The following is a 15,040-nucleotide window of genomic DNA, read 5'->3' on the forward strand; positions in this document are numbered from 1 at the left end:
CCCCTGCGGGAACACAAAAACAGTCTTTAAGTGTTGATCCCTAGCAAAGGGATCAGTCTGCGAGGGCAATTCGCGTCATAATTCACGTGAATGCAAGAGCGACCGAGTTGGGATGCGTACTTCATGCAGATTGCGACGCTGGTCGCGACACGGGCAACTTGTCCGAGGCGGTCTGTTGGAGCACTCATCGTACGTGAAAAGAGGATTCTTGCGACGGGTTACAATGGCGCTCCAATGGGTTTGCCACACTGCCCCGAGCTTGGTCCGACGCACGATTGGCCCGATGGATGCCTTCGAGCCGGACACTGCATTCGGTCTCTGCATGCAGAGCAAAACGCTCTATTGCAAGCGGCGATGATTGGAGTTGCGTGTCAGGGAGCGACCATGTATGTAACCTGCCAACCTTGCAACAACTGTGCGAAGATGATCATCAACGCAGGAATTACTCGGGTCATTTACGAAGGCGACTATCCAGACGAGTTCTCTAAGGAGCTGTTCCGAGATGCCAAATTGGAAGTTCTCCGATTTAGGGACAACGGTCTCGAGCAGGTGGACCTCGGGTGATTGACTTACTTGCAACTCAGTCGGAACTCCTGAAGGGCTTTCGATACCCGCTGCTTGCCGGTCTCATTGCCCTCGCAGTTAGTTGGATATTGACTCCCGTAGTCCGGTCTCTGGCGATTCGTAAAGGTGCAGTGGACGATCCAAAGCGTGATGATCGCCGGATCCATAAAGAACCGCTACCCAGATGGGGTGGACTGGCTATCTATGGTGGCATGGTTGTTTCCCTGCTAGCGGTCTTGCCGTTTGCCTACAACGGATCCATCCCGCCTTTCCCGCTCTATCTCATTGGGATGCTTGCCATCGGTGGAGTATTGGTTGTGGCAGGAGCTTTGGATGACCTCTACCAATATAAAGCCAAGGTTCAGGCACTTCTGCTATTAGGTGCGGGCGTTGGCGTCCAGTTTATTTACGGATGGGTGGGTCGGGTGCATATCTCGTCCATCGGAATCCCGCTCTCCCTCCCGCACAAATACATCGTTTTGGGAATCGCTGCTGTGCCACTCACGGCAATCTACATCTTTGTGATTACGAAGACGATGGATACCATTGATGGCGTAGACGGACTTGCAGCGGGCATTGCGACGATCTCCGCCACAGCGCTTGCGATGATCTGCGTATATGGTTCGCAACCACGTGAGGCAATTGTTGCTGCCTCCATTGCGGGAGCCGCCTTAGGGTTTCTTAAGCACAACTACAACCCTGCAAAGATCATCATGGGAACAGGTGGTGCCTATATTCTAGGCTTCATGCTCGCATGCTTGAGTATTGTAGGAGCCTTCAAAACAGCGGCCGCGGTTTCATTGGTGATCCCGGTTTTGGTCTTTGGAGTTCCAATTTTCGACGCATTCTTCGTGATCACTCGCCGACTTCTCAGCGGGGTGCCCATAACGCAGGCCGATAAACGTCACGTTCATCACACATTGTTGGGGAAGGGACTTAGTCAACGTCAGACTGTTTGGGTTCTGTATGCCGTAGCCGCAACGTTAGCGGCTGTCCTCTTCGCTGTAATCAAAGCCAATGCCTAAGCCTAAACTTTTCTGTGTGGTTGGAACCCGCCCGGAAGCCATCAAGATGGCTCCCGTCGTGCGTGAATTGCGCCGGTTCGATAAAATCGAAACCGTGTTGGTTTCGACAGGTCAGCATAAAGAAATCCTTTTGCAAGCCCTGGAAACGTTTGGGCTGAAGCCAGACCTGGACATGGGAATCATGACCATTGGACAGACTTTGGCACAGGTGAACAGTCGAGCCCTTGAAGGACTGGATGCACTGATTGCCGAGCACAAACCTGCCATGGTTTTGGGACAAGGCGATACCACAACAACGTTCGTTGCGGGTCTGGCGGCTTTCTATCGGCAAGTACCGTTCGCTCATATCGAAGCGGGACTAAGGACCACAACCATCGAAAACCCTTTTCCGGAAGAGTTCAATCGACGTGCTGTGGGACTGTTCGCTAGGTTGCACTTCCCACCCACCGATTGGGCACGTGACAATCTGCTGAGAGAAGGGAAGGAAAGCGGCTCCATTTACGTGACGGGTAACACCGGGATCGACGCTGTCCTAACTGCTGCCGAAGTGAGTGACCACGAGTGGTATCCAGAGCACGAGGGTCGTATTGTTTTGCTAACGACTCACCGTCGGGAGAACTGGGGTGAGCCGCAGACTCGGATCGCTAAGGCTGCGAAGACCTTGATCGAAGAGTTTCCGGATACCAAGTTAGTGGTGGCAATGCACCCGAACCCGGATGTAAGGGCCAATCTCAAGTCAGTGCTCTCAGGGCATGACAGGATCGACCTTATTGAGCCGCCAGAGTACGCCAACTTTGTACGGCTGATGCAGAGGTCTGCACTTATCCTGAGCGATTCGGGTGGGGTGCAGGAGGAAGCTCCTGCGTTTGGACTGCCCGTGCTGGTCTTACGGGATACGACTGAGCGTCCTGAAGGTGTGTCGGCTGGGACGGCAAGGTTGGTCGGTACGGATTACGAAGCGATTCTCACACATGCGCGCAAGTTACTTGCGGATACGCAAGAATATGAGGCGATGGCCCAGGCAGTGAGTCCCTATGGGGACGGTAAAGCGTCCGCGCGGATCCGATACGTTGTCCTGAAGAGCCTTGGAATAGACACCCCTGAGGAGACAATGTGGATTTAGTTAGAGCAGTCATTTACGGAATTATTCAGGGCCTTACGGAGTTCCTGCCGGTGAGCAGCAATGCTCATATTCGGATTGTGCCTGCCCTTTTGGGTTGGGAAGATCCAGGTGCAGGGTTTACCGCAGTCATACAGTTGGGCACGACCCTGGCAGTCCTGATCTACTTCGCAAAGGACTTGAAGAGAGTGATCAGCGGATGGGCTTCGAGTCTTGGTGGAAAGAATCGAGACACCATTGAAGCAAAGATGGGGTGGGGAGTGTTCTGGGGAACCATTCCAATCATCATTCTTGGTCTTGGCCTCCATTCCAAGATCGAAACCACATTCCGTTCGCTTTATTACATTGCGTTCTCATTGATCGCCATGGGCGTGGTGATGTTCATTGCAGATCGTCAAGATCGGGCTCGACGCCATGAAGCTGACCTAGAGGTTAAGGATGGAATCATCGTTGGCTTCTGGCAATGTCTTTCGCTTCTTCCAGGAATGAGTCGTAGCGGCAGCACCATCTCTGGCGGGCTTTTCCAAGGTTTGGATCGCTCAACAGCTGCTCGGTTCTCCTTCCTGTTGGGTATTCCAAGTATCACAGCGGCTGGCTTGTACGAGGCATTTAAAGAGCGGAAAGCAATCACCGGTGAGTTGATGATGCCAACCCTAGTCGCAACAGCGGTGTCGTTTGTTGTGGGATACGCTGCCATCGCACTCTTTATCCAATACCTACAGAAGCGTGGGATTACCCCTTTCGTGGTCTATCGTCTGATCCTTGGAGTGTTGCTGCTGGTTCTGCTCCAGAAGGGTACGTTGCATGCAGACGACGGCGCGAAGGATGTGAAGCAAAAAGAAACGGTTTCCCTTTATGTTCCGAAGAACTCCTAAGGTAATCACTCCCCCAGAGTGGATGATTGTGGGGCTTGGAAACCCAGGCCCTGAATATAGGGGTACCCGGCACAACGTTGGTTTTGAGTTGATTGATATGCTCGCAGAGAAGCATAAGATCAAACTTGACAAGAGCAAGCACAAAGCCCGGTTCGGTATCGGGATGATAAGCGACACCTCCGTGCTTCTGGTCAAACCGCTCACGTACATGAACCTGAGTGGTCAGGCAGTAGCTCCTCTAGCAAAGGAGTACAACCTATCACCCGATCACATTCTTGTGATCGCCGATGACACAGACATCGCTCCTGGTCGGCTACGTATTCGTCCTGACGGTTCGGCAGGTGGACACAATGGGCATAAGAGTTTGATCAACTCCCTTGGAACCGCAGAGTATCCGCGATTGAAGATTGGAATTGGCAGAGTTGAGCGATCTGAAACGGTCGATCACGTTCTTGGGAAGTTTCACGGCGAAGAGAGAGACACAATTCTGCAGTCGCTTAAGCGTGCTGGGGAAGCAGTCGAGGCTCTGATGGTGTACGGCATTGAACGCACGATGGGTGAGTTCAATGCCGGGAATTAGCGAAGCGTAACTGCAGTGCTGCGTTCTGCGTAAGTGTGATGGGTGGACAGGATGCTCACGGATCCGGAGCACTTCTCCCAGATAGGTTCTGAGCGATTCATGTAAGCGTGGTATATCATCGCTCCATCCTTCGTCCGTCCCCACTTAGGTGTGCCAGAGCCGGTTCTGAGAATTACGTACATGCCGGCTGGGATCAGCACTTCGTCAGGAAAGGCGTGGGCAGAGTGATTGAGTTGCAGACCTTCAAGCGCACACTCGCTGAGAACCACATGACCCCGAAGGTTAATCCTTAGTGAGCCTTGGTTCTGAAGAAGAAGGAACTCTCCTTCTGGGTCTTCACATCGCTGAACGCCAATAATCCTAATCACTTTGCCTGACTCCTTACCTTCAACCCTGTACGAATTCTGAGACGAGTGCTTTCCATTTTATGCCTGCAACAGATTAAATTTCGTGAGTATCTCTACAATCAGTTCTGCTCAATGTCGTGAGCAAGGTTACGACTAACTTTTCGAAGTGTTTCAATTGCGGCGGTGATCTCCTCTTGAGTCACGCCCTCCACCATCTTGGCTTCGATGGTCGATACATTCCGGAGAATCTTTTGTAAGATCTTGGTGCCTTCATCAGTGAGCCGCAACGTTTTGGCTCGAGCGTCTGATTGCACTTGGATCTGTTCGAGAAGTCCTTTATGTATCGCACCTTTCGCGGCTTCAGAAAGGGAAGGTGCTGTAATTCCAAGACGACGGGAGAGCTCGATTTGCGTCGCTCTTCCGCCCGATGCACGAACCGCACTGAGCAATTCAAATGTGGTGGAAGTAATGCCGGCTCGCTTCAAGTGGGGCTGGATAGCCGTTGACAGCAGCTCATTTAAGAGCGCTGCATGAGCGGCAATCGAGTCTTTAAGCGGTTGCATTGTTTGGCATCCTTACAATGTGGATGCCTAATCATACAAGTTCAAAGTTAATTCGTCAACCTATTAGGATATTTCCAGGCATTTGGCGCAATTTCGCATGGGTAGCTAAATGAAAAACGCCCAGATGCTTCGGACAAAGCATCTGGGCGTTGATGGTAGCGGTTAGGCCTTCTTCGACAGTCTGGCTTTGATGGTGTCTAGATCTGAGCTAGAAAGTTTGGGTGCCGTAGCCTTTAACATTTTAAGGAAGTGTTCAATTTCCGCTGGTTCTGCGGGGAAACCGATGTTTGAAGCTGGTTTACCAGCTGTCGTAACGGCCTTAGAATCAATCAATTTCTTGCCACCGTTATCAACGATCGCATAGAAGGGAAGTCCCTGCTCTTTCCCGCCGAGGCTATCTCGAACCTCGGATGCTCCCGCATTCTCAAGGCTCTTTTTCGGTCCGTTCTCGTCTACATCAAGATGCACGATGACGTACTGCTTGCTGAGGATCTTTTTGGTCGTTGGTTCCTCAAGGAAAGCCTCAAGCTTTCTGCACCAGCCGCACCAGCTCGCGCTGAAAATGACAATCACATTCTTGTTTTGAGCTTTGGCTGTTTTGCTGGCCTCTGCCAGAACAAGCTTTGCTGCCTTCGGCTCACTGGACGCTAAGGCTGGAGTCACAACGAGGAGAGCTGAGGCAATTGTAAGGAGAGTGCGAACCTTCATAGATTCATTCTAGTCTGATTAGACTCACTGTGTTAAGACCGGTGCCCCGACTACAGACACGAAACCGGAGAAAATGGAAATTCACGACCGACTGGTACAGGCACAAATGTGCCTCTCAAACTTAAGGTGGTTGAAGTTGGTGTAACCCTTCGGACGTCGAGTGCAAATCCTCCCTGATCCAAAGGGGTGAGGCTCATCCGGATCCGTTCAAGTCCGTTGCCCAGATCAAGGGGTGTGCTCTCAAAGATCAGGACGTCATCAAAGAAGTTGCCATCCATGCACAACGGCTCTTCGCGAGAAGTTCCAAACGACCACAACTGGTAGCAAGACTTGGCAGAGCTGTATCCAATGATGCTGTGGCAGGTGTCTTCGTATCTTTGCCCACAAGATGACCAGTAGTCGCATCGGATGAACCGATCACAGGCTTCTCTATCGCCGACATTGACAGCCCGCGCAGAGATCGGCGAGGAGCCTGGCAGTTCAACGGTTGCGACAGCTTCCGTGTGTCCCACTAGAAAGCTCAGTCTTTCTAGTTCGAGGCGCTCTTCGAAATCGTTCCTTCTTAAGTGCATTGACTGATTGGTCCTTAATCATTATTTTGGTCTTCCCCGTAAAAAAACTAGATAGAGTGCAGGGGTAAATACACGAAAAGGGGCGCAGCAAACTGCTGCGCCCCTTTAGGACAAGACTTAGCCAGCAATTTTTTCGATTGCTGCTTCGAGTTGACCGACCCCCTTGGAGTCAGCCTTAAGGTTGATGAACTTGCTCTCAACTTTCCAGTTCTTGTAAACGAAAACGGTGTTCTTGACGGATTTGTCGACGTTTACTTTGTAGTTGGATACAGCTTCATTGTTTTTGGCCAGAGTTGCCATCCCGATGTTAGTGAAGCCAGTCGTCCCGGCAACCTTCTTGATGGTTGCGTCCATGGCAGCCTTCTTGTCAGCACTCACCAAGAAGATCACAAAGCCCTTGAACTCGTTCTTCTTGTAAGACTTGGTTGAGTCATTGAGAACCTTCGCAATCTTTTGGACATTGCCCAAATCATCGCCATTTACCCACACCTGAACCGCCGGTCTTGCTTGGTACTTGCAAGGAGGGCAAGTATCGGTGCCAGCATCTGGGCCAGTCACGTGGGTCGGGTGGAATGGAGAGACACTCTCACCAACACTCAGTCCAGAGTTAATAGTGCCAGCCAACGCAGGAAGCACGAGGGCCGAAGCCAGGATGGCAAATGTGATAGGTTTATTCATGAGAGATTTCCTTTGAGGGTTTGAGATACCTTTCTAATGTAACGCTCTTTTGCAAACACATTGCACCCAAATAGCGAGTGTATTTAAGAATTTTTACCTAAGCCGGTTACAGCAACTTGGGCAAGTTCCGAAGCGAGCGTTGCATACATTGCCGCACTGTGGGCACACAATCGACTCACCATCACCTTCAAACACCGCTTCGACCGAATCTAGCTCTGCTTGTTCGTGAAACTCTTTGAGCGCGTTGAGATCGTAAGGGTCGTTATATCGGCGGCGCTTAACTCTTGGAAGAAGGTACATCACTGCAGCAAAGACGTAGGAGATGCTTGCGAGAGCAATGGCTGCTTCACAGAGTGTGCGACTCCAGAGGGCCGGAATTGCCATCAGACTCGCAGTGCCGATGGCAAACGGGATCAGCCAATGTCTCTGGGGTTGCTCTTCCATGCTGCTATCGATCTTTGTTGATAAGCCTGATTCCGTGGTACTCGATCGTAATCAGCCCTTGTTTCATCATAGTCCCAATCAGCTTCTTAAAAGCACCCTTGCTCATGCCAAATGCTTTTCGAATTTCCTCGGGAGAAGAGGAGTCGCTAAACGGCAAGAATCCGCCGGCTTTCTTGAGGGACTCTAGGATCGTAGGCGCCTGTCCAGTGACTGCTTCGTATCCTTGTGGGTTGAGGGCGACGCTCACCTTTCCGTCCTCTCGGATCTTCTTGATGTAGCCCTTCGCCTTCATTCCAACACGGATATGAATAAATATCTCGTCATTGAAAAGCATGCCGGTGTACTTGTTGTTGATCACAACCAGCGCACCATCAACAGCAATCCGATAGACAATAAGTTCCACGGCTTCGCTTTGCGTTAGGCTGCTGGTGTCGTCTTCAAAGTAGCGGCTAAGACGAGCGCTGCCGTAAAGTCGGTTGGATACTGGGTCTGCCACGATTCGAATAACGTAGCTCCGATCTGCCTCCAGAGGTGGTCTTTGCTCGGCAAACGGGACGAGCAGATCTTTATCTAAGCCCCAATCCATGAAGGCACCCATGGCGTTGGTCTGAACACACTTTAGGAAGGCAAACTGTCCCGCCAGGCCCTTGGGGTGTTGTGTCGTAGCAACGGGACGGTCGCTGCTATCTGTGTAGACAAAGACACGCAGCATATCTCCCATCTGCATGTCATGGGTCACAAATTTGTTGGGCAGCAAGACATCGTCTTGACCGTTGCTAAGAAAAGCACCTGACGAGGTGAAGCGGAGAACCTCAAGTTCGTGATAGGTGCCGATTTCTAACATAGACGTATAGTATGGCGTCCCCGGCTCTTAACATCCGTAACGATCACGCCCTCTATGCGTTGAAATAGATATGAGAGGGCTTTTAGGTTTATTGACGCTAGCTGTTTGCAGCGTAAGTTATGGGCAGGTTCCGATTCGAATCCCTGTACGACATGCCGATCCATGGATGATCAAAGCCATGCTTGAGGGCCAAAAGGTGACGTGCCCCGAGATCAGCTGCTTCTGGATCAACGGAGCACCTCAAGGCATGGCTGCATCACAAGCGGTCAACGCACTGTTTTCGGGTGGTACATGGATGGTATGCGCTACCGACAACAGTCTTTGGTTCATTCCCGACAACAAGAAAAAGAAAGACAGTGGTCGGTAGCCAAGGGCTATTTCTTCGCAAGATATTTTTCAAACCAGTCGGCAATAGCGGAGGCATCTTTCCACATGGTCGCCCAACCGTGCCCATTTCCTTTGCTAACGATTAGCTGGTTCGGAACCTTGAGCCGAGTCAGTTTCTCAATCAAATGCTCCGACTGTTGGATCGGCACCAACGTATCAGCATCTCCGTGAATAATCAAAGTTGGGGGCATGGAAGCTGTCACCCATGTGTAAGGTGAGAGGTTCTTGCTGAGTTCCGTCAGCGCTTCCTTCGACATCCCTTGCTTGACGCCCATCGTGGGGAAGAACGGTGCAAGAGCGGGAATTTCGAAGGCGGGCTTGTGGTCCTTGCCGTAGTCCAAGAAGTCAGTAGGCGGGAAGAAGCACGCCACTGCTTGAACTTCTGAGGAGACTCGCAGTACAGGGTCAGATGCATCTGCTTGTGCTGGCTGAACATGAGAGCCAAGCATAAGAGAAAGGTGGCCGCCCGCGCTTCCCCCAGACACACCCAGGCGCTGTGGATTAACCTTGTACTTGCTGGCGTTGAGTCTAACGAACTGCACCGCTCGCGTGACGTCCTTCACCGCTTCACTTACGTTGAACCTAGGCGCGCTGCCATGGCAAACCATAAAGACCGTCATACCTCGGCTGGTAAAGATCTTGGCGACTTCAGGACTGATGCTTGCATGGTCCGAAACCCAGCCACCGCTCACCATAAACAGCACTCCAATCCCATTGGGTGCCTCCGGCTCGAACACATCCATGGTGAGAGCCATGCCTAACTTGTGACCGTACACAACGTCTTCAATGCGTTTCTGCTCCCCAAAGCTGAGGGCAGATGCGGCGAGTGCAGATGCGACGAGGATCCACTTTGAAACCGATCTCATAGCAGCACGTTACCGCAGACTTGTTAACAATACTAGAGCTAGAGTCGAAGAGCGGTGCGCAAGTGTTCCACCCGTTGCCGCGCTGCGTACTCTTCCTTTAAAGTGCCGCGTAGTTCCAACGTGGTGAGGGCGGCATCGATTTCGCGAGGCTCGACTTCAAATCCTGGGACACCGGCGGAAGACGCCCATCGGGTCCAGGCAAGTACGCGTAGAGAGTCAGCGAGTCCGATGCTCCTACTGGCTAATAAGAAGTCTCTAGCCTGTGAAGCCTTTTCCTGCAGCTTGGTGGTTCCAACAGCCTGACGGGCCGAACGCTCTTCTCGAAGAAGGTAGTCACACGCGCCGGCAAACTCATCCGAAGTCCCGCTGAGCACACTTATTTGTGCGAAAGCTCCGATGGCACGGCTCGATTCTCCAAAGAGTCCTCGAACCACAATGCCCTTTTCAGTGAGAGCGCGGATGACAGCGGGAAGTCTCTTGCCTTGCGCTAAGCCGATCAAGTGAAACATGGACGACATGCGGCGCCCAATCCCAAGGTTATAAGGCGATGCAGACAAGTAACCGAGCTCAGCAGTATAGGCAAACTCCATCTCCTCGGATAGGGTCTTCAGTAGCTGCTGCGCTATTTCAGTGGCCTGCTTCAGAGAGAACCCCGCCGTAAGAGCCTGAAGCCGGATGTGGTCTTCCTCGTTTACCATCACACCGAGTGACCGTTGAGCATCGACAAGGAGTGCTCTCCCGGGGAGCGTCCATTCAAAATCTGGGGAGACCAACCGGCATCCAACCAGGTAGTCCCGCTCTGCATTGGTAAGACCCTTGAAGGCTTCGAGATTCAGTTGTGGGTGCTTTGCGGCTCGAAGGACCGTGTCCATGATTCGCTTGAGCTCTCCATCAGAAGCTTTATGAACGAATCGAAAACCTCGTAGGTTCCGCATGACTCGAACGCGTGAACTGAGCACTACGTCGCCGTCAGGTGCGTTAGATGAAAGCCAGGCAGGAGGTGGCATGGAGCGAAGGACCATTCGCTTCCAGGATTCAACATCTGCCATGAGCTTAGGTTACCGAGAAATGGCCTCATCTGTGGGGTGTGGATAAGTCTGGGTATGTGTGTATAAGGCGTGAACAAGACGTTGAAAACCGGTTGAGTAGTTGTGGGTAAAAATTAGCTGACTCACTACCTGTAGATGTTTGGTAGGATGAATACCTCAATATATTGAGTCTCCCGGAAACCGAACATGCGCTGCCCCTACTGCGGATTTGCTGATCAAAAAGTGCTGGACTCGCGCCCAGCGCTGGAAGGGGAAGCGATACGTCGTCGGAGGGAGTGCCTCAACTGTCTCCGGCGATTCACGACCTTCGAGCGCCCCGAGAGACCACGTTTGTTTGTCGTGAAGCGCGGCAGCGGACGAGAAGAATTCAGTCGCGACAAGGTTTTTGAGAGCATGCGAATTGCATGCCGAAAACGTCCTATCTCCGTAGATACGCTCCGCGAGGCTGCCGAGCGAGTGGAGCGAGACGTATTTCAAGAATACGAAGACGAGGTGACGACTCAAATCATCGGGGGTCTTGTGTTGCGTGAGCTTCAGCTCATGGACACCGTTGCATACGTTCGTTTTGCCAGCGTCTATCGAGAGTTTGAAACCCTCGAAGACTTCAAAAAGATTGTTCGAGACACCAAGCCAAAACCGCCAGGTGCACCGCGAGAATAAAGCCAGTTTCTGTTTGAGCCAGAGCCATGAAAATTAGCCGTTACTTCACTAAGTCAGGCGTCAATCCTTATCAAGGAATCAGCTTCGAGGCACGAAAGAGCGAGATCCGGAACCCGGACGGCTCTACGGTGTTTCTCATGGAGAACGTGATGGTTCCGAAAGAATGGAGCCAAGTGGCGACAGACATTTTGGCGCAGAAGTACTTCCGAAGGGCTGGCCTCACGAAAGGCTTGGTAAACGGCTCGGAATTCGACACTCACAACGCCAGCGCCCTGGTCCCCACGGCAGATCATGAAACAGACAGCCGTCAGGTCTTTCACCGACTAGCAGGCTGTTGGCGGGCTTGGGGCGAGAAGCATCGCTACTTCGATACAACAGAGGATGCGCAGGCGTTTTATGACGAACTGGTTCACATGTTGGCCAAGCAGATGGCAGCGCCCAACAGCCCGCAGTGGTTCAACACTGGACTCCACTTTGCGTATGGAATCACAGGCGCACCGCAAGGTCACCACTATGTAGATCCAAGCTCACAACAGGTCATGAAAAGCTCGAACGCCTACGAGCGTCCGCAGCCTCATGCCTGTTTCATCCTGAGCGTGAAAGACGACCTCGTCAATGAGGGCGGACTGATGGACCTTTGGACACGCGAAGCCAGAATCTTCAAATACGGATCGGGTGTCGGAACCAATTTCTCCAAAATCCGTGGCGAGAACGAAAAACTAAGCGGCGGAGGGAAGTCGAGTGGTCTCATGAGCTTCCTCCGAGTGGGCGACCGTAGCGCGGGCGCCATCAAGAGCGGAGGCACAACCAGGCGTGCGGCGAAGATGGTCTGCCTTGATTTAGACCACCCCGATATTGAGAACTTCATCAGCTGGAAGGTGAAAGAAGAGCAGAAGGTAGCAGCGCTGGTCAGCGGTTCCAAGCTCAACCAGAAGCACTTGAACGCGGTAATGGCAGCGTGCCATGAGACGAGCGACTTTAACCCAAGGACCAACCAGGCGTTGCGCAAAGCCATCGCGGAAGCGAAAGCGGTCGAAGTTCCTCTGAACTACGTCCAGCGCACGATTCAGTTCGCGCAACAAGGCTTTACAAGCATTGAGTTTCCAACGTTCGATACGGGCTACGAAAGCGAAGCCTATGTTACGGTTTCGGGCCAGAACAGCAACAACTCCGTTCGCATCCCGAACAGCTTCTTCGAGGCGGTGGATAAGGACTCTGAGTGGCAGCTGACCTCGCGGACGACCGGCAAGGTGGTAAAGACCTTGTTCGCACGCGAACTCTGGGACGACATCTGCGACGCTGCTTGGAACTGTGCCGACCCGGGCCTCCAATACGACACTACGATCAACGAGTGGCATACGTGCCCAGTTGATGGTCGCATCAACGCGAGCAATCCATGCAGTGAATACATGTTCCTGGACGATACGGCGTGCAATTTGGCCAGCATCAATCTCGTCAAGTTTTACGATGCCGAGAAAGGGCAGTTCGACCTAGAGGGCTACCGGCACGCGATTCGGATTTGGACAGTCGTCCTCGAAATCTCAGTTCTGATGGCGCAGTTCCCTAGCAAAGAGATTGCTCAGTTGAGCTATGAGTTCAGAACTCTCGGACTCGGCTATGCCAATCTCGGCGCGCTCCTCATGCAGATGGGCATCGCCTATGACAGCCCCAAAGGGTTTGCGATCACAGGTGCACTCACAGCGATTTTGGGTGGTGGAAGCTACGCGGCAAGTGCTCAGATGGCCAAAGAACAAGGGCCATTTGCGGGTTATTCCAGAAACCGGGAGGCGATGCTCCGCGTCATCCGCAACCACCGGCGCGCCGCTTACAACGTCGATTTGGCGACTTACGAAAAGCTCAGTGTCAAGCCCATCGGTATCGATGCATCCATTTGTCCGGCGGATATGCTGAAGGCTGCTACCGACTGTTGGGATGAAGCTCTTGGACTGGGCGAGCAGTACGGATATCGAAACGCTCAGGTCACCGTCTTGGCTCCCACGGGAACAATCGGCTTGATCATGGACTGCGATACCACCGGTATCGAACCCGACTTCGCGCTTGTGAAATTCAAGAAGCTCTCCGGTGGCGGGTACTTCAAGATCATCAACCAATCCCTGCCTCCCGCACTACGCAAGCTTGGCTACAGTCAGCCCCAAATAGACGACATCATCAGTTATGCACTTGGGCACAAAACGCTGAAGGGTTCGCCATACATCAACCACGAGACGCTTGCTGCCAAGGGTTTCACACCGGAGGTTCTGCAGCAAGTGGAAGCAGGTCTCGAAAATGCGTTTGAGATAGGTTTTGCGTTCAACAAGTGGAGCTTAGGTGAAGAGTTCTGCAAGTCGGTTCTGGGCTTCACCGAGGATCAACTGAACGACTGGTCGTTCAACATGCTCCAAAGTCTGGGCTTCAGCAAGGCAGAGATCGATGCCGCCAACGAGTATGTGTGCGGTGCCATGACCGTAGAAGGTGCACCCCACCTCAAGAACGAACATCTGCACGTTTTTGATTGTGCCAACAAGTGTGGAAAGAAGGGCGTTCGTTACATCAGCGCAGAGGGACACATTCGCCAGATGGCAGCCGCCCAGCCGTTCTTAAGCGGTGCAATCAGCAAGACGATCAACCTTCCAGGTGAAGCGACGATCCGAGACGTAGCGGATGCTTACTGGCTCTCCTGGACATTGGGCCTCAAGGCGAATGCTCTTTACCGAGACGGCTCCAAGCTCTCGCAGCCACTCAACGCATCTTCCGATGACTCCGCGGCTGCCATCTTAGAAGCCAGCATGGACGAACTCCCGGTAGCAGAACCGGTAAGCGTTGTTGCACCTGCTCCGACGCAACACGAACAGATCACCGCAGCAGCCACCAAGCTGGTGTATCGCTACATCTCTCGCCGCAGATCTATGCCAGGACGTCGGCGAGGGTACACGCAGAAAGCACGCGTCGCCGGACACAAGGTATACCTCCGAACAGGTGAATATGAAGACGGCTCGCTAGGAGAGATCTTCGTTGACATGCACCGCGAAGGCGCTGCTTTCCGGTCCTTGATGAACTGCTTTGCGATCGCTATCTCACTCGGTCTGCAATACGGTGTGCCTCTCGAAGAGTTCGTGGAGGCATTTGTTTTCACCCGCTTCGAGCCGAACGGCTCAGTGCAGGGACACAGCAACATCAAGATGTCCACCTCGGTCATTGACTACATCTTCCGCGAGCTGGCCCTTTCCTATTTGGGGCGAACCGACCTAGTGCAAGTGAAGCCCGAAGACCTTCGTGGCGACACGGTGGGCAAACCCAATCAAGCACCCGACTTCGAGGAAGAAGAGATCGAAGACGAAGACTTCCATGGCTTCATTCCGGGACAGGCGCGCGAAGACAATACTGCCCTCGGTTACTACACCATGGGGTATGACCCGGACGACGACGAACAGGATCCACTCCCTTTTGACAACACGGGAGCAAAGAATATCGGAAGCCCAACCTGGGAGCTAGAAGAGACGCAGAAGCGGATTGCAGAGGCCTCACCGGTCGAGCGTGTCATTGCGGAAGCTGTCGTCCTTCCGAGAGTGTCTACCCTCGTTCCAAAATCAAAGACACCTGAATTCTTGGCTGAGAAAGTACGACAGGCTCGGCTCAAAGGCTATGAAGGCGACCCATGCACGAACTGCGGAGCCTTCACCATGGTCCGAAACGGGGTGTGTCTGAAGTGCGATTCGTGCGGAGAAACCAGCGGTTGTTCATAGACTGAACAGCCGCTG

Annotated in this window: 17 protein-coding genes; 8 read left to right on the forward strand and 9 right to left on the reverse strand. The window is 52.7% G+C overall.

The genetic code is table 11. The features are described from left to right. The first annotated feature begins 90 nt into the window (after positions 1 to 90). From ACZ51B_RS17805 to pth, 5 genes are read left to right on the forward strand one after another with little or no spacing between them, the layout of a single operon-like run. Complete coding sequence (locus tag ACZ51B_RS17805; protein WP_464294685.1) at positions 91 to 564, forward strand: deoxycytidylate deaminase; 474 nt, start codon at positions 91 to 93, stop codon at positions 562 to 564. Further along, on the forward strand, positions 561 to 1,589 hold the full coding sequence (locus ACZ51B_RS17810) for a glycosyltransferase family 4 protein (RefSeq protein WP_464294686.1): 1,029 nt from the start codon (positions 561 to 563) through the stop codon (positions 1,587 to 1,589). Before ACZ51B_RS17805 ends, ACZ51B_RS17810 begins: the two co-directional genes overlap by 4 nt. Then, the gene (gene wecB, locus ACZ51B_RS17815) at positions 1,582 to 2,712 is read left to right on the forward strand and encodes a non-hydrolyzing UDP-N-acetylglucosamine 2-epimerase (protein ID WP_464294687.1); all 1,131 of its coding nucleotides are present in this window, start codon (positions 1,582 to 1,584) and stop codon (positions 2,710 to 2,712) included. Before ACZ51B_RS17810 ends, wecB begins: the two co-directional genes overlap by 8 nt. Further along, the gene (locus tag ACZ51B_RS17820) at positions 2,703 to 3,584 is read left to right on the forward strand and encodes an undecaprenyl-diphosphate phosphatase (protein WP_464294688.1); all 882 of its coding nucleotides are present in this window, start codon (positions 2,703 to 2,705) and stop codon (positions 3,582 to 3,584) included. The genes wecB and ACZ51B_RS17820 overlap by 10 nt, the downstream gene beginning before the upstream one ends. Beyond that, positions 3,565 to 4,164, forward strand: a complete 600-nt coding sequence (pth, locus tag ACZ51B_RS17825) for an aminoacyl-tRNA hydrolase (RefSeq protein ID WP_464294689.1) — start codon at positions 3,565 to 3,567, stop codon at positions 4,162 to 4,164. Before ACZ51B_RS17820 ends, pth begins: the two co-directional genes overlap by 20 nt. Here the strand turns inward: pth and ACZ51B_RS17830 are convergent. The 7 genes from ACZ51B_RS17830 to ACZ51B_RS17860 form a co-directional block, all read right to left on the reverse strand. Continuing rightward, on the reverse strand, positions 4,161 to 4,532 hold the full coding sequence (locus ACZ51B_RS17830) for a hypothetical protein (RefSeq protein ID WP_464294690.1): 372 nt from the start codon (positions 4,530 to 4,532) through the stop codon (positions 4,161 to 4,163). The genes pth and ACZ51B_RS17830 overlap by 4 nt on opposite strands. Before the next feature lie 98 nt (positions 4,533 to 4,630). Further along, entirely contained in the window at positions 4,631 to 5,074 is a 444-nt protein-coding gene (locus ACZ51B_RS17835; protein ID WP_464294691.1) for a MarR family winged helix-turn-helix transcriptional regulator, read from the reverse strand. A 162-nt stretch (positions 5,075 to 5,236) separates the two neighbouring features. Further along, the gene (locus tag ACZ51B_RS17840) at positions 5,237 to 5,782 is read right to left on the reverse strand and encodes a thioredoxin family protein (RefSeq protein ID WP_464294692.1); all 546 of its coding nucleotides are present in this window, start codon (positions 5,780 to 5,782) and stop codon (positions 5,237 to 5,239) included. Positions 5,783 to 5,832: 50 nt separating this feature from the next. Continuing rightward, positions 5,833 to 6,354 (reverse strand): hypothetical protein, encoded by a 522-nt coding sequence (locus tag ACZ51B_RS17845; protein ID WP_464294693.1) that lies wholly within the window; start codon positions 6,352 to 6,354, stop codon positions 5,833 to 5,835. 117 nt (positions 6,355 to 6,471) lie between these two features. Beyond that, positions 6,472 to 7,032: a hypothetical protein gene (locus tag ACZ51B_RS17850; RefSeq protein WP_464294694.1), complete on the reverse strand. Its 561-nt coding sequence runs from the start codon at positions 7,030 to 7,032 to the stop codon at positions 6,472 to 6,474. Positions 7,033 to 7,125: 93 nt separating this feature from the next. Then, positions 7,126 to 7,476 (reverse strand): hypothetical protein, encoded by a 351-nt coding sequence (locus ACZ51B_RS17855; RefSeq protein WP_464294695.1) that lies wholly within the window; start codon positions 7,474 to 7,476, stop codon positions 7,126 to 7,128. A 4-nt stretch (positions 7,477 to 7,480) separates the two neighbouring features. Further along, complete coding sequence (locus tag ACZ51B_RS17860; protein ID WP_464294696.1) at positions 7,481 to 8,320, reverse strand: CvfB family protein; 840 nt, start codon at positions 8,318 to 8,320, stop codon at positions 7,481 to 7,483. 70 nt (positions 8,321 to 8,390) lie between these two features. Here ACZ51B_RS17860 and ACZ51B_RS17865 point away from each other — a divergent pair, with 70 nt between their 5' ends. Continuing rightward, a complete protein-coding gene (locus ACZ51B_RS17865; RefSeq protein WP_464294697.1) occupies positions 8,391 to 8,687 on the forward strand; it encodes a hypothetical protein in 297 nt (98 codons plus the stop codon). A 7-nt stretch (positions 8,688 to 8,694) separates the two neighbouring features. Here ACZ51B_RS17865 and ACZ51B_RS17870 read toward each other — a convergent pair whose 3' ends face one another. Both ACZ51B_RS17870 and ACZ51B_RS17875 read right to left on the reverse strand, forming a co-directional pair. Beyond that, positions 8,695 to 9,573 (reverse strand): alpha/beta hydrolase, encoded by an 879-nt coding sequence (locus ACZ51B_RS17870; RefSeq protein WP_464294698.1) that lies wholly within the window; start codon positions 9,571 to 9,573, stop codon positions 8,695 to 8,697. A 38-nt stretch (positions 9,574 to 9,611) separates the two neighbouring features. Then, positions 9,612 to 10,622, reverse strand: coding sequence for a hypothetical protein (locus tag ACZ51B_RS17875; RefSeq protein WP_464294699.1), 1,011 nt, complete (start codon positions 10,620 to 10,622; stop codon positions 9,612 to 9,614). Between the two features lie 186 nt (positions 10,623 to 10,808). Between ACZ51B_RS17875 and nrdR the strand changes: the two genes are divergently transcribed. Together nrdR and ACZ51B_RS17885 are read left to right on the forward strand one after the other, a co-directional pair. Further along, positions 10,809 to 11,282, forward strand: coding sequence for a transcriptional regulator NrdR (gene nrdR, locus ACZ51B_RS17880; RefSeq protein ID WP_464294700.1), 474 nt, complete (start codon positions 10,809 to 10,811; stop codon positions 11,280 to 11,282). A 26-nt stretch (positions 11,283 to 11,308) separates the two neighbouring features. Continuing rightward, a complete protein-coding gene (locus ACZ51B_RS17885) occupies positions 11,309 to 15,025 on the forward strand; it encodes a vitamin B12-dependent ribonucleotide reductase (RefSeq protein ID WP_464294701.1) in 3,717 nt (1,238 codons plus the stop codon). Positions 15,026 to 15,040: the final 15 nt, after the last annotated feature.

It is taken from the genome of Fimbriimonas sp. LA-C6, assembly GCF_055398105.1.